Below are 14270 nucleotides of genomic sequence, written 5' to 3' on the forward strand. Positions count from 1 at the left end.
GCGAACCGGTCCATCATGGTCACAGGCCGACGGCGCGGCATCCGGATCCGCCGGACCCGCGCCCGGCGCTGTCCCCGAGTCGGGAGGCGACGTGCGGGCATGGACGAATCACGCAGAGCCTGGTTCATGATCAGTGGCGTCATCGCCGTGATCCTCGCGGACCTCGTCGCCATCATCCTGATGAACACCCTCGGCCGATGACCCGTGTCCCGCGCCGTACCGCCGGTGGGGCGGTGCCCTCGGTCGCCGCACGGCCGACGCCGTCACCGCCGGGCCGCTGACCGGGCGCCACCGCCGCGATCCGCTCGTACCTCCGTCGGGTGCACCCGACGGAGGCCCCCCGCGGGGGAGGAGCCGCCGCCCAGGACGGGCAGGTGCGGGCATGCCGTTCCTTTCGGCCCCGACCCGACCCGACCCGGCCCGGCCGACGTGCCCCCTTCCGTCCGCCGCGCCGCCGGCCACCCCTGGGCGGGCTCCGGCATGCGGGCGGAGCGGTCCGGGGAGATCATCCGTCCATGGCAGGTACATCCACGTCCTCCGGACCGACCGGCGCCGCGGCAGCCGAGGCGCCCCGACAGCGACTCGCCCTGGCCGCGATGCTCTTCGCGGTGTCGATGACGTTCATCGACCAGACCATCGTCTCGATCGCCGCCCCGAGCATCACCCAGGAACTCGGACTCTCCGCCTCCGGGATGCAATGGGTCGTCAACGCCTATCTGCTCTCCCTCGCGGCGTTCTTCGCGCTCGGCGGACGGCTCTCCGACCTCTTCGGACACCGTCGGATCATGCTGATCGGCACCCTGCTCTTCGTCGTCTCGTCGGTGCTGTGCGGCTGCGTGCCGGAGGGCGGCCTCGCACAGACCTGGCTGATCGTCTTCCGCGCCACCCAGGGCCTGGGCGCGGCCCTGATGTTCCCGGCGGCCCTGGCCGTCGTCATCGCCGTCTTCCCGGTCGAACGAAGGGGCCGGGCCCTCGCGCTCTTCTTCGGCCTGTCCGGCGCGCTGACCGCGATCGGTCCCCTGCTGGGCGGCTGGCTGACCACCTGGACCTGGCGGGCGATCTTCTGGGTCAACGTGCCGGTCGCCGTCGTCGCGATCGTGCTCACCGTCCTGGCCCGGATCCCCGAGAGCCGGCGCCCCGAGCGACTGGACGTCGTCGGCGCCGTGCTCGTCGCGCTCGGCATGGGACTGAGCGTGCTGGGCTTCCAGCAGGCGTCCGCCTGGGGCTGGAGCAGCGTCGCGACCTGGGCGTGCATCGTCGGCGGCCTGGCGATCCTGCTGGTCTTCCTCGGTTACGAGCGGCGCACCTCCCAGCCGCTGATCGACTTCGACGTCTTCCGCGACCGGGCCTTCACGATCGACAACCTCGTGCTGTTCTTCGCGATGCTCGCCTTCGTGCCGGTGTTCTTCTTCGCCTCGGTGTACGCGCAGGTGTCGCTGAGCGCCTCGCCGAACCAGGCCGCGCTGTTCCTGCTGTACTTCTTCATCGGCTTCGGCATCGCCTCCCAGTGGGGCGGCAAGATCCTGGACAAGCGGGGCGCGCGCCCCGCCATGAAGATCGGATGCGCGCTCGGCGCGGTCGGCTTCTACCTCTGGGCGCAGAAGATGACCGACCTGTCCATGCACGACCAGTGGCCCTACGTGGCCCTCTCCGGCGCCGGCATCGGATTCCTCCTCGCCCCGGCCTCCACCGACGCCGTCAACCGCTCCATCGGCGCCTCGTACGGCGAGGTCACCGGCATCACGCAGACCGTCCGCAACTACGCCGCCGCCGTCGGCATGGCCGTCTTCGGCACCGTCCTGACCCATGTCTCCACCGACCGGATCTCGTCGACGCTCCAGGGCCGCGGCCTGCCCGCGGACGAGGCCGACTCGGCGGCCCGCCAGGTCGCCGAGTCGGTCACCGGCCATCCCGACGGGCAGGGTCCGTCCGGCGACGGGCCGGTGGCCGAGGCCCTGCAGAGCGCCGGCGACGCGATCCGGATGGACTTCGCCGAGGCCAACCAGTGGGTCTTCTACGGCATGGCGATCGCCCTGGCCGTCGCCTTCGTCTGCTCCCTGGCGCACCCCGGGACGCGGGTCACCGAGCAACCGCCCGAGAGCTGACCGGGCTGCCGGACTGGCGTCGGGGCGAGGTCGCCGGCCGCACCGCGCCGCCCGTCGGGCGAACCGCGGCCCTCCGGCCCCGTGGCCGCGGCGGCGCAGTCGTGTGGCCGCACCGCGCCGCCCGTCGGGCACCGCACCGGCCCACCGAGGTCAGCGGCCGGGCCCGGAGAAGGCGTCGTTGCGATCGTCGAGCATCGGGCATACGAGCAACTGCCCGATCGGCGCGGGGCCGTTGCGGTCACGCGTGAGCAGAGCCAGAGCCGCGGCGAGTCCGCCGCCGGCGCTCTTGCCGCCGATGACGGTGCGCTCCGCGTCGATGCCCAGTGCGGCCGCGTGCGCGGCCACCCGGATGAGTCCGGCGCAGCAGTCCTCCACCGGGCCGGGATATGTCGCCTCCGGCGCCGGCCCGTACTCGACGGAGACGACGGCCCGTTGCAGCGGTTCGGACCAGGCACGCAGCGGTCGCGGAAGGACCGACCGCGCGTTGCCCGTGATCATGCCGCCGCCGTGCATCTAGTACAGCACCGGCAGGGGGCCGGCGATGCAGGCGGGCCGGGCGCTCACGAGCGTGACGTCCCGGGTGCCCGGCGCTCCCGGTGCCCGCAGCTCGACGACCTCGAAGCGACCGTCGGCCCGCAGCTCCCGGAGCGTCGGCCGAGGTCGCGCCGTCGCGTCCCGCCGACGGCGGGACGCGAGGTTCCCCGGGGTGTACGGCTGCCGTGCCTCGTCGCCCAAAGCCTCCAGCGCCAAGCCCAGTTCGGGGTCGATCGGGGGAGTGGGGCGGGGCTTCGCGGCGAGGCCGGGATCGGGCGGCCGGTCACCCTCGCGCACGCCGGCCGTCCCGTCGGTGGAGGAGGGAAGACCGGCCGGTGTCCCGCCGGCGACGGTTCGTCAGCGCGTCCGTGCGGGAGGGGAGTGCTCGCGCGAGGTCCATACGGACAGTCAACCACCTGATATCCAGCTCACAGCGGGTCTCAAGCGATGCGTGGAGCACAGCCGCCGCGTTCGTCCGGCGGTGAAGAGGGGCTGTCCGCCCTCTTGCCGTGCCGACCGCGTTCGCGAATGATGCACGGGCGTATCGGCCGACGTCGGCCGCGATCCGAGTGCCACCCCCCGAACCCCCCATGTCCAGGAGGCCCGCATTGCGGATGAACCGTCACATCCAGCGACCCTTAGTGGTCGTCGGCGCCGCCCTCGCGCTGGTCGTCGCCGTTCCCCAGGCGGCCTTCGCGGCGCCACCGCCGGCCCTGCCCTCCCAGGCCGAGGCGATCGAGCTGACCTTCCAACCGGCCTACGACTACGACACCGACGGCTGCTACCCGACCCCCGCCATCGGGTCGAGCGGGGCGCTGAACAGCGGTCTCAACCCCACCGGCGCTTTGAACGGCAATTGCCGCGACGCCTCGGACCTCGACAACACCAACGGCTATTCCCGCTGGAAGTGCAACAACGGCTGGTGCGCCGTCATCTACGCGCTGTACTTCGAGAAGGACCAGGCCATTCCCGGCATCAGCCTCGGCGGCCACCGCCACGACTGGGAGCACGTGGTGGTGTGGATCCAGGACGGTGAGGCCAAGTACGTGGCGACCTCCGCCCATGGCGACTTCGACATCCACACGCGCGACCAGATCCGCTGGGACGGCACCCACCCCAAGATCGTCTACCACAAGGACGGCATCGGGACCCACTGCTTCCGCGCGGCCAACAACAACGACGAGCCGCCCGAGAACCACCGCCGCGCCTGGCAGTTCCCCGCTCTGGTGGGCTGGTCGGGCTACCCGCCGACCCTGCGGGACAAGCTCACCCAGGCCGACTTCGGCAGCGGGCACTTCGGTCTGAGGGACGACTCCTTCGCCTCCCACCTGACGAAGGCCAAGCCGGCAGGCATCCCCTTCGACCCGAACGCGTAAGCCCTGACCGGACCGGGCGGCAGGTCTGCCGTTCGCGTTCGCTCCCGCCCCGGGCGCCACCGGCACCCGGGGCGGGCCCGGACCCGGAGCGACGCAGCCGAGCGCGCCGCGCCGAACCGGCCGCTCACCGCCCCGGGAGTCCAGCCGGTCGTGAGTCCGTCCCCGCCGTCACGACCGGTGCTCCGGCAGCCGCTCCTCACCCTCCGCGGTGCGCAGGGACAGCGGCGGCAGTCTGCCGAGGACGACGAGGCGGTGGCGTACGGCCATCACCGCGAGCGAGCAGGCAAGGATCGCCGCCCCGCCCAGCCGCAGGATCGCGTCGTAGACGTCCTCGGCGGGCCGCTCCGGCGTCGCCGCCGAGATCGCGGCCGCCGCGCCCGCCAGCGCGATCGCTCCCAGGGTCACCAGGAACGTCAGCAGCACCCCCGACGCCTCTCCCGCCCTGGCGGGCGGGACGACCTGCTGGGTCGCCACACCGGAGAAGGTCCAGCCGAGCCCCAGCCCGAAGCCGCACCAGGCGAACACCGGTATGTACAGCCACCACGCCGTGACGTACGTGAGCGCGTACATCCCGGTCCCCGCCACGGCGCCCGCCAGTGCCATCACCGCGGTGGGCCGCATGCGGCGGGCGAGGCGCGCCCCGAGCGGACCGCTGAGCGCCACGAGCAGGGCGGGCGCCAGGAAGACCGTTCCCGCCGCCAGCGGGGACAGACCCCGCACCCCCTGCAGGTAGAGCGTGGCGACGAAGACGGTGACGCCGTAGCCCATGTTCGCGATCGATCCCATGCCCGTCACCATGACGTACGGGACGTTGCGGAACAGCCGCAGGTCGATCAACGGGTGCGGCGTCGTCCGTTCCCGCACCACGAAAGCCCCGCCGGCCACCGAGGCCACGCCGAGGAGCGCGAGCGTGCGCGGGTGGTCCCAGCCCCAGGAGTCGCCCCGCTCGACGGCCAGCGTGAGGGTGGCGAGACCGACGACGACCAGGAGGCAGCCGACGAGGTCCAGCTCGCGCGGCGCCGAGTCGTCCCGCGAGTCCGGCACGTACACCCAGGCCACGAGCAGCGAGACCAGGGCCGACGGCACCATCGCCCAGAAGATCCACCGCCAGCCGGGCCCCTCGGTGAACCCGCCGCCCACGAAGGGCCCCAGCGCCGTGCCGATGTTGGCGATCCCGAACGCGGCGCCCAGCGCCTTGGCGCGGGTCTCCTCGGGGAACGCGTTGGTGATCACGGAGACCGAGACCGGGAAGACGAATCCCGCCCCGACCCCCTGCACGATCCGGGCCGCCACCAGCAGCCCCAGGCCGGGTGCCAGCGCGCATCCCAGGGAACCCGCCGCGAACAGGGCGATGCCCACCAGCAGTGCGCCCCGCCGCCCGAAGACGTCGCCGATCCGGCCGCCCACGACGAAGCAGCAGCCGATGGCGAGCATGTACGCGGAGAGGGTCCACTGAGCCACGGAGACCGTGACGCCGAGCTCGTCCGAGATACCGGGGAGGGCGAGGTTCAGCGCGAAGAAGTCGAGCTGGATGCAGAACAGGGACACCGACACGGCGACGAAGGCCCCCGTCCGCGCGGCCGGCGAAGCCACAGCGCGCATGGGCCGGTCCTCTCAGCCGACGCCGCCCGAACGCCGCCGACGCTCGTCGGCGGGATCCCTCCTCATTGTGGAACGGCGGTGGCCGGGCCGCAGCCGGGCCGCGAGGGGGACGCACCCGCGCCGACGGGGAAGTACGCCCGCCCCGCTCCCGCCGGCCCGCGACGTCCGAGGGGATGGCCGGCCGGTCCAGGGGGCGGCGGGAGCGGGACGGGCGGCCGGTCAGCACGCCCGTTCGTACTCGACCTGCTCCAGAGGGTTCCCGTCGCCGAAGTCGAAGGTGCGGGTGGCGCCGCTCTCGGCGAAGCCGGACTTGGCGTAGAAGCGGCGGGACTGCGGGGTGTCCCGCAGCGTCCACAGGTGCACCCGAGTGAAGCCGTCGTCCCGCAGGTGACGCAGCGTCTCGGTCATCAACGAGGCGGCGATGCCGCTGCCCCAGCCGTCGGGGTGGTTGTAGAAGCTGTGGATCTCGGCCAGGCCCGGCCGTGTCGCCGAGGGCGCGAAGACGGCCACGGCCAGCGGGATCCCGTCGTCCTCGGCCAGGAGGATCGTCTCCGCCGCCCGGGCGATGCGTGCGTGCCAGCGCGTGCGCCGGCTTCTGACACCCTGCACGGCGAACTCGGTGGCGAAGAAGGGGGCGTAGGCGGCCTCCCAGGCCGCGGCGTGGATCTCACCGAGGACGTCTCCGTCGTTCGGCCCGGCGCGACGAACTGTGACCATCCGCTGATCGTATCCGCCAGGCGGTCGCGGACCACCGGCGACGCGGCGGCCGGGAACCGAATCCTGTCGCGACCGTACGTCCGGCCCGGGCGGACGCGTGGCCCGGCGCGTCGGGCCCTCGGCGGGGGAGGACGTCACCCCTGCCGACGGGCGCGCCGGGCTCGACGTCAGGCGCGACGACGCGAGCGGCCACCGGTGAACGCCCGGTAGATCAGCAGCAGGATGATCGATCCGACGACCGCCGCGATCCAGGTCGACAGCTCGAAGAAGCCGTCGATGGAGTCGATGCCGAATATCTGCTTGCCGAGCCAGCCGCCCAGCAGCCCGCCCGCGATGCCGATCAGCGTCGTCACGATCAGCCCGCCCGGATCACGACCCGGCGTCAGCGCCTTGGCGATGAGCCCGGCCAGCAGACCGATGACGATCCAGGAGATGACACCCATGATGCGCTCCTCTTCCTCGTGGAATCCCGGTGAATCCGTCGATTGCCTCCTTCACCGCATGCGCGCGATCGCCGGACTCAAACGTCGGCCGCGACGGGGCCCGGCAGGCGTCCCCGGCGGCAGCGGCGCCCGGGGACGTCCGGCGGGCGGCCCCGGTACGCCGCCGCCGGCGCGCCGCGGGCGTACGCTGAGGAGAACGGTTACCGGACCCCTGAACAGCCCTGCCGAGGGTGCCATGACCGATCCCGCCGGCTTCATGCACATCTCCCGGCGGCCCGCGCCCGCCAGGCCCACCGAAGAGCGCCTCGGGGACTGGCACGAGGTGCACGCGGGCCGGCCGCTGCTGCCGCTGGTCTCGTCCCAGGCCCGGCGCTGCATGGACTGCGGCGTGCCCTTCTGCCACGGCGGCTGCCCCCTCGGCAACCTCATCCCGGAGTGGAACGTGTTCGCCGCCCACGGCGAGTGGGCCACGGCCTCCGAACGGCTCCACTCCACCAACAACTTCCCCGAGTTCACCGGCCGCCTGTGCCCCGCACCCTGCGAGGACGCCTGTGTCCTCGCGCTCACCGGCGAGCCCGTGACGATCAAGAACGTCGAGCAGGCGATCGCCGACGAGGCATGGGACCGCGGGCTCGTCCGCCCGCTGCCCCCCTCCCGGCTCTCCGGCCGGTCCGTCGCCGTCGTCGGCTCCGGCCCGGCCGGCCTCGCGGCGGCCCAGCAGCTCACCCGCGCCGGCCACGCCGTCACGGTCTACGAACGTGCCGACCGCCCCGGAGGACTGCTCCGCTACGGCATCCCCGACTTCAAGATGGAGAAGGCCCGGCTCGACGCCCGGATCGCGCAGATGGAGGCGGAGGGCACCCGGTTCATGCCGGGCGTCGACGTCGGCCACGACCTCGACGCGGCACGGATGCGGGACGTGCACGACGCGGTGATCGTCGCGACCGGTGCGACGGAACCCCGCGAACTCCCCTGCCCGGGGCGCGAACTGGCCGGCGTCCATCACGCCATGGAGTACCTGACGGCCGCCAACCGCGCCGCCGCCACCTCGGGGCGGCCCCCCGCGGCCCTCTCGGCCCGGGGCGAGGACGTCGTGATCGTCGGAGGCGGTGACACGGCCTCGGACTGCCTCGGCACCGCCCTGCGGCAGAACGCCGCATCCGTCGTCCAGATCGACATCAATCCCATGCCCGGCCCCGACCGTACGGCGGACGAGCCCTGGCCGCTCGTGCACCCGAGGATCCACCGGTCCTCCCACGCCCACGAGGAGGCGCGCGACCGCGACGGCGCGGACCCCCGGGCCTTCGCCTCGGTCACCATGCGCTTCGACGGCGACGCCGCCGGCCACGTCAGTGCCGTCGTCCTGAGCGAGGTGGAACCCGGAACGAGGCGCCCCCGCCCGGGTACGGAGCGCGCGCTCCCGGCCCACCTGGTGCTGCTCGCCCTCGGCTTCCGCGGTCCGTGCGACGACGTGCGCCTGACCGCCCCGCTCGGGCTCACCCTCGACGACCGCGGCACCTTCGCCCGCACCCCCTTCTTCGCGGCGGCGGCCCCACCGGCGGGCCCGCCACCGCCCGGGGCGGGCCCGGCGGTCGCGGGCACGGAAGGGGTGTTCGTGGCGGGTGACGCCGGACGCGGCCAGTCCCTGGTCGTCTGGGCCATCGCGGAGGGCCGCGCCGCCGCGGCCGCCGCGGACAGCTATCTGCGCGGTGCCACCGAACTGCCCGCACCGATCCTGGCGACGGACCGTCCGCTGACCGCGTGAACGACGGGCCGGAGTGGCCGCCGCCCTCGTCCTCGGCCTACCGCGTGCCCCGCCCCACTGCGGGCGGCACGGCCGGGGTGCCCCGCCCCCGCGGGGTGGCCACGCTCTCGCCACCGCGGCCCTCGTCCGTCGCCGACGTCCGCAAGGCCGTGGCGGCCTGCGCGGGCGGCTACGGCGGCGGCGGCGCACTGCACTTCACGAAGGTCACCGCGCTGAAGCCGTTCGCGGTGGGCGAGGAGACCGTGGCGTACCGCCTGGAGGGCAGGGGCCCCCAGCCCACCGCCTGCACCCTGGTCCGTGAGGGATCGGTGCTGATCGTGTTCGTCTCCGCCACCACGACCGGCGCCGCGCCCGTGGTGCCCCAACCCCTGCTCGTACAGCAGTTCATGAAGGTGCAGGCCGCGAACAGCCGCCGGTAGGCAGGGCGTTCTGCCGGCGGCGCTCCGGACGCCGGGGACCCCGGGGGCCGGGACGCGCGTCGTGTCCGCCGCCGGACCGCCCGCCGCACCGCGGAGGGCGCCCGGCGTCCCCGACCGCCCACTCAGATGGGTCGCTTCGGCGCTGCCCACGGCCCGTTCCCGAGCCTCGCATCCGTCGCGGCGCGGGGTGTCGGAGAGATGCGAACCTCGGCGGCCGGCCGGGACGATGCGCCGTCGTGCCCGAGGTCCCGCAGGTCACCGCCGGTGTCGGGGCCCGTCCGGTCCGCGCCGGCGCGAGCCCTGACGCGGCGTGGGGCGCGAGGGTGTTCGCTCGACGGAATCGGCTGTACGTGCGGGGCGGGGACGGGTATCTTCACGCGGTCGCCGTTCCCCCTTCCCCCTGGAGTCCGATGCCCGACCGTACGAGTGCCGCCCTCGTGAGCCTGCTGCTCACCGGCTTCGCGATCTTCACCCCGCTGATCGGGGCGATCGTGGCCGCCGTCTCGATCCGCCGCAGGGGGCGCAACGCCCGCCTGGCGCTGGCCGGTTGCCTGGTGATGGTGCCGGCGCCGCTCGTGACCGTCCTCGGTCCGCTGGTCCTGGAGACCCTCGTCCGCCTCTCCGGCCCGTACATGGCCTTCCAGGTGATATCCGCGATCGCCCTCCCCTTCCACCTGGTGGGCTTCGCGCTGGTGCTCGCCGGCGCCCTCACCGGGCCGAGCGCGCCGCCGACGCCGGGCACGACGGCCGCCGACGACGGGCCCGGCGTCGCCCGGCAGGCCGGAAGCGCCACCGCCGCCGGCTGAACCACCGGGCGGGCCGGCGCCCCGAACTCGCTTCCCCCACACGGGGGTTCACCCCGGCGTCTTGTCCCGGAACTCGACCGGCCCGGACACCGGTGCCTGGATGCTGTAGACGTCTCCCACGCGCAGGGAGTCCGGCGTGCTGTAGGGGCCGTAGGTGCCGATGACGCGGACGGCCACCCGCGAGTCCGGCTGCCGGAAGGTCCGGAAGTACGGCACGTTCGCGGCGGCCTCCGGGATCTCCACCAGAGGGACGCCGCGCCGGTCCAGCAGCCTCCTCAACTTGTCGAACCGGAGGCGTGGCGCGAAGCGCCCGTAACGGTCGCGGAGCGTCGCGTTGACGAGGGAACGGCGCCCCTGCGCGAGCCGGTGCACCTGCAGGGTGAAATGGTGGCCGACCCAGGGATCGGTGGGGCCGCCACGCTCCCAGAAGAACTCGACCAGACCGTGGTCACGCCACATGTGGTGCCGGCCGGAGACGTTCTCGGCGTAGTCCGTCCCCAGGATCTCCGTGAGCCGCTCGGGCGGGTCCGTGGGGCGGGCGCCGAGCACGGTCCCGGTGGTGACGACGTCCAGGTAGAACGCGAGGGAGTACGGCGTCACCGGGACGCTCCCGCGGGCGGCGCGAGCAGCCAGTGCGCCTCGGTGCTCCAGCCGAGGAGCCGTCGCGCCGCGCCGTCCAGCGCCGTGCCGTCCGGGCCGAAGGAACCGCCGTCCGCGACGAAGCGCAGGCCGGCCAGCGCGGGCGCCAGCCGCTCGGCGACCCGGGGCGAACGGCGCGACGCCTCCTCGGCCAGCAGGTCCGGTACGAGCGCTCGTGTCGCCGGCTCGGACAGCGACAGGTGGAAGAGCATCTGCCGCCAGGCGTACGCGGCGTCCTTCACCGTGGCCCGTGCCCGCGCAGGGCCGTCCAGCCGGGCCGTCAGCCGGCACACGAGGTCGAAGCCGCGCAGCGCGAGCACCGCCCAGCCGTCCTCGGTCCCCCTACCGCCGTGTGCCCCGGGTGCGTCCCGGGGCCCGCCGCGCACGGACCCGGGGCCCGGGGTGACGCCGACACGTGCCACGAGCGTGGCCAGGTTGTGGGTCGTGAGGATCTGCGCCTGCTCGATGACCTTGCCGTTGCCCGCCACCGACCAGGAACCGGGATTCCCCGCCCGCCGCGCGCACAGCGCGTCGAACCCGGGGGACGTCCGGCTCGGACGCGAACGCAGGAGGTTCCGGCTCGCCTCCAGCACGGCCAGGTTCCGCACCGCCGCGTAGTCGATGCCGTAGTACCGCTCGTACAGCGTGCCGCCGAGCAGTTCGGCCGCCACTCGCGCGGCGGCCGGGAACTTGGGGCTGAAGCCGCCCGTGAAGATGTCGGCGGCGAGCTCCTCCACCAGCGGCGCTCCGAGATCCGCCTGCCGGGCGAGTACGGACAGCTCGCGCACCAGGACGTTGGGCAGGAGCGTTCCCGGGAACGCGCGCACGGCGGTCTCACCGAGCTCCCGCAGCAGCTCCCGGGCGGCCCGCCCGCCGTCGGGGCCGTCGTTCCGGTGCCCGTCCACGGCCCTGACCCAGGGCAGCTCCTCCACGCGGACCTGGTGCTCCAGGTTCAGCAGGAGCAGGGACCTGCGCCGGCGGAATGCGCGGTAGTTGGCCGCCATCAACGTCGGGAGCGTGTCGCCCGCGTACGTCCGCGCCGTCGTGGCCGCCACCAGCTGGGGAAGCAGCTCGGCCAGCACTTCGGCCGACGGCACCAGCCCGCGTTCCACGAGCGTGCCGAGGGGCGCTTCGAGCGTCCCCTCGACGATGCGCCGGACCGGCGCGGCGAGCCGGGCCCCCGCCGGCAGGTCCCACTCCCGTGCCTCGCGCGCGCTCACGTCGGCGACCAGCGGTGCGACGTCCGAGGCTCCTCCCTCGTGAGGGAGGCCGGCGAGCCTGTGGCGTGCCAGCCGCGCGAACGCGTGGTGGGAAGGGAGCGCCCCCTGCGCCGCCTGCTCACGGCGCAGGGCGGCGTGCCGGGCCGAACCGGGCTCGCCGCGGCGGCGCACCATGGCCGCGACGGCGGTGCGCAGCAGACCCAGTCGGCGCGCTTCGAGCGGACGCCGCGCCACGCTCTCCCGCAGCGCGCCGATCAGAATGCCCAGATTCCCCTTCGGGTCCCGGTGTTTGCGGCAGCGGGTGTGCGCGTCGGCGAGCCTGCGGTACTCGGCCAGCAGTTCTGCGCCCGCGCGGTACCAGCGCTCGTCGGGGCACCGCTCGAGGACACGCCCCGAGGCGTCGGTGGTCGCCAGCCAGTGCGCCAGCACCCGGTCGGCGAACGGATTCCACACCGTCAGCGCCTCCCGCTGTGTCTCCACCGCGTCGTGGGGCCGCCGCCGGTCCAGGCTTTCGCGTGCTTCGGCCACGGTCCGCCGGCTCACGTTGCCGGCGCCGCCGAGACGTACCTCCGAGGGGCGGGGGAGGAAGCGCAGCTCCCGCGCGTGCGGAGCCAGTTCCCCGGCGAGCGCGACGGCTGCGTCCACCTCGCCCGCCCGGGCGAGCCAGGCCACCATGAGCAGCGCGGCCTCCTCCGGCACGGTCACCTCGTACCGTCCGCTGTCCAGCAGGTCGGCGAGCTCCCGCAGACCGGGCTCGGTCAGGTGGTGGGCGAACAGCGCCTCGCGTGTGACCGGCAGTCCGAACCGCCGTGCGGTGTCCCGCTCATGGGGCAGCAGAGGGCCGGCCGCGCTCGCGGAGCCGGTGGCGAATCCGCCGCGTTCGACCTCGGGCGTCACCCACGCGGGCAGCCCCGAGACCGGCGTCCTCGACCCGATCGTCAGACGTCCCTCGCGGATACCCTCCAGCACGGCCTGCCAGCGGCGGCCCCGTTCGGCCGCTCGGCGACGTGTTCCGGCGTCGTCGTGCGCGAGCGCGGTCGTCAGGGCCTTCGCCCACTGGTCCACGGCGTAGGAAGGAGCCACGATCGCGGCCCGGTTCCCCGTACTCGGTTGCTGCTGCTCAGCGTTGTCGTCCATGGCCGACGTGGCGGGTTCCGCCCCCGCGCCCTCCGGGTCCCGAGCCCGGTGCTCTGCTGCTGAGCTACACGTCGATGATCGGCGACCCTACGATCCGCGGTGTGGTCCGCTCAACCGGATATCCGCCCGAGCGCTGTCTCCGGCGACGGGCGTGCCCGGTCTCCCGACTGAAGCCGTCCGGCCGACGGCCCCTGGGGGACCGCCGGCCGTCGGTGCACGCGCGCGGGCGTGGTCCGGATCCGCCGCGTCCGGCGGATCCGGAGGACGCGCCCTAGAAGATGCTCACGCCGTAGGCGCTGAGGGCCTCCGTCACGGGCTGGAAGAACGTGGTGCCGCCGCTGCTGCAGTTGCCGCTTCCGCCGGAGGTGAGGCCCAGCGCGGTGCTGCCGGAGAACATCGCGCCGCCGCTGTCGCCGGGCTCGGCGCAGACGTTGGTCTGGATCAGGCCGTAGACGACGTCACCGCTGCCGTAGTTGACGGTCGCGTTGAGGCCGGTGACCGTGCCGCTGCGCAGGCCGGTGGTGCTGCCGCTGCGCTGGACGGACTGGCCCACGGAGGCGTTGCCCGCGGCGGTGATGTCGCGGTAGCTGCCGTTGTAGAGGTAGACACGGCCGTCCGCCGCCGAGGCGTTGGAGTGGCGGATGATGCCGTAGTCGTTGGTCGGGAAGCTGGAGCCGGCCCGGGTGCCCAGCACGGTGGTGTTCGCCGAGTTGGTGTACCAGGTGCTGCCGATGTTGGTGCAGTGGCCGGCCGTGAGGGCGTAGTAGGTCGAGCCGCTGCGGACGTTGAAGCCGAGGGAGCAGCGGCCGCCGCCGGCGTAGATGGCCTGACCGCCCGCGATGAGCTTGTTGAACGTGCCGGGGGTGCGCTTGATCTCCAGCGCACCGGCGCGGTCGCCGGCTGCCTTCTTGATCGTGGCGATCTCGGCGGCGGAGACGGTGGAGTCGGCCGTGAGGACGATCTTGCCGGTCGCCTGGTCGGTGTACCACGCGGTGCCGGGGACGTCGGCGCCGAGCACCGCGTCGGAGGCGACGGCGAGCTGGGCGGCGGTGGCGCGGCCTGCCGGGGCGGTGGCCGCGGACGACGCGGGGACGGCAAGCGCTGAGGCGGCCAGGAGCGCGGAGGCCACGGCGATCAGCCGGACGCCCTTCGCGGTTCCGCCGAGGGGGGACAGACGCTTGAGGTTCACTACATCCTCCGGTGGGGGAGTGGGACCCGTTGGGTGGACGGGCCGTGCAACGATGAGACGGGTCCTGGTCGACGGGTGAGCCGCCATGAACCTGTCAAATCTCGACGAGGGAATCCTCGAATCCGGACGGCGTCCGCGGCAAGAACGCCTTTCGGCCGATCTACGCGCGTTCAGGTGCTCGGCGACGGAGCGGTGATCGCCGGCGGTCTGGACGGGTGGGGCGGCAGGGGTCGGTGAGGCGTGGCGCGCGAACACATGCGGACGTTTGCTGACGGGGTTTCAGGGGGGTGGGTTCCGCGCTGGGCGAGGAGGGGTCGC

Annotated in this window: 13 protein-coding genes and 1 tRNA gene; 5 read left to right on the forward strand and 9 right to left on the reverse strand. The window is 73.8% G+C overall.

Going from position 1 to position 14270, the window contains the following annotated elements:
• Positions 1-515: 515 nt before the first annotated feature.
• On the forward strand, positions 516-2105 hold the full coding sequence (locus ACE1OA_RS33040; RefSeq protein WP_384874747.1) for an MFS transporter: 1590 nt from the start codon (positions 516-518) through the stop codon (positions 2103-2105).
• Positions 2106-2255: 150 nt separating this feature from the next.
• Here ACE1OA_RS33040 and ACE1OA_RS33045 read toward each other — a convergent pair whose 3' ends face one another.
• Both ACE1OA_RS33045 and ACE1OA_RS33050 read right to left on the reverse strand, forming a co-directional pair.
• A complete protein-coding gene (locus tag ACE1OA_RS33045; protein WP_386543125.1) occupies positions 2256-2618 on the reverse strand; it encodes an alpha/beta hydrolase in 363 nt (120 codons plus the stop codon).
• Complete coding sequence (locus ACE1OA_RS33050) at positions 2619-2936, reverse strand: hypothetical protein (RefSeq protein WP_386543124.1); 318 nt, start codon at positions 2934-2936, stop codon at positions 2619-2621.
• Between the two features lie 317 nt (positions 2937-3253).
• Here ACE1OA_RS33050 and ACE1OA_RS33055 point away from each other — a divergent pair, with 317 nt between their 5' ends.
• Positions 3254-4015, forward strand: a complete 762-nt coding sequence (locus tag ACE1OA_RS33055; RefSeq protein WP_386543123.1) for an NPP1 family protein — start codon at positions 3254-3256, stop codon at positions 4013-4015.
• 168 nt (positions 4016-4183) lie between these two features.
• Here ACE1OA_RS33055 and ACE1OA_RS33060 read toward each other — a convergent pair whose 3' ends face one another.
• From ACE1OA_RS33060 to ACE1OA_RS33070, 3 genes are all read right to left on the reverse strand, one after another.
• Positions 4184-5617 carry an MFS transporter gene (locus ACE1OA_RS33060; RefSeq protein ID WP_386543121.1) on the reverse strand — a complete coding sequence of 478 codons (1434 nt, stop codon included), beginning with the start codon at positions 5615-5617 and terminating at the stop codon, positions 4184-4186.
• A 219-nt stretch (positions 5618-5836) separates the two neighbouring features.
• Positions 5837-6334, reverse strand: coding sequence for a GNAT family N-acetyltransferase (locus tag ACE1OA_RS33065; protein WP_356601537.1), 498 nt, complete (start codon positions 6332-6334; stop codon positions 5837-5839).
• Positions 6335-6501: 167 nt separating this feature from the next.
• On the reverse strand, positions 6502-6777 hold the full coding sequence (locus ACE1OA_RS33070; RefSeq protein WP_356780206.1) for a GlsB/YeaQ/YmgE family stress response membrane protein: 276 nt from the start codon (positions 6775-6777) through the stop codon (positions 6502-6504).
• Positions 6778-7012: 235 nt separating this feature from the next.
• Between ACE1OA_RS33070 and ACE1OA_RS33075 the strand changes: the two genes are divergently transcribed.
• The 3 genes from ACE1OA_RS33075 (at position 7013) to ACE1OA_RS33085 (ending at position 9767) form a co-directional block, all read left to right on the forward strand.
• A complete protein-coding gene (locus ACE1OA_RS33075) occupies positions 7013-8542 on the forward strand; it encodes a glutamate synthase subunit beta (protein WP_432753855.1) in 1530 nt (509 codons plus the stop codon).
• On the forward strand, positions 8539-8961 hold the full coding sequence (locus ACE1OA_RS33080) for a hypothetical protein (RefSeq protein ID WP_384873204.1): 423 nt from the start codon (positions 8539-8541) through the stop codon (positions 8959-8961). The genes ACE1OA_RS33075 and ACE1OA_RS33080 overlap by 4 nt, the downstream gene beginning before the upstream one ends.
• A 410-nt stretch (positions 8962-9371) precedes the next feature.
• On the forward strand, positions 9372-9767 hold the full coding sequence (locus ACE1OA_RS33085) for a hypothetical protein (protein WP_384873201.1): 396 nt from the start codon (positions 9372-9374) through the stop codon (positions 9765-9767).
• Positions 9768-9815: 48 nt separating this feature from the next.
• Here the strand turns inward: ACE1OA_RS33085 and ACE1OA_RS33090 are convergent, their stop codons facing one another.
• From ACE1OA_RS33090 to ACE1OA_RS33105, 4 genes are all read right to left on the reverse strand, one after another.
• Positions 9816-10367, reverse strand: coding sequence for a hypothetical protein (locus ACE1OA_RS33090; RefSeq protein WP_384873198.1), 552 nt, complete (start codon positions 10365-10367; stop codon positions 9816-9818).
• Entirely contained in the window at positions 10364-12763 is a 2400-nt protein-coding gene (locus ACE1OA_RS33095; protein ID WP_384873195.1) for a hypothetical protein, read from the reverse strand. Before ACE1OA_RS33095 ends, ACE1OA_RS33090 begins: the two co-directional genes overlap by 4 nt.
• Positions 12763-12837: transfer RNA gene (locus ACE1OA_RS33100), tRNA-Pro, on the reverse strand. Before ACE1OA_RS33100 ends, ACE1OA_RS33095 begins: the two co-directional genes overlap by 1 nt.
• Positions 12838-13034: 197 nt before the next feature.
• Positions 13035-13952: a S1 family peptidase gene (locus ACE1OA_RS33105; RefSeq protein WP_384873192.1), complete on the reverse strand. Its 918-nt coding sequence runs from the start codon at positions 13950-13952 to the stop codon at positions 13035-13037.
• Between the last annotated feature and the right edge of the window lie 318 nt (positions 13953-14270).

The sequence above is a fragment of the Streptomyces sp. JL2001 genome, from assembly GCF_050917515.1.
In the GTDB taxonomy this organism is placed as follows: domain Bacteria; phylum Actinomycetota; class Actinomycetes; order Streptomycetales; family Streptomycetaceae; genus Streptomyces.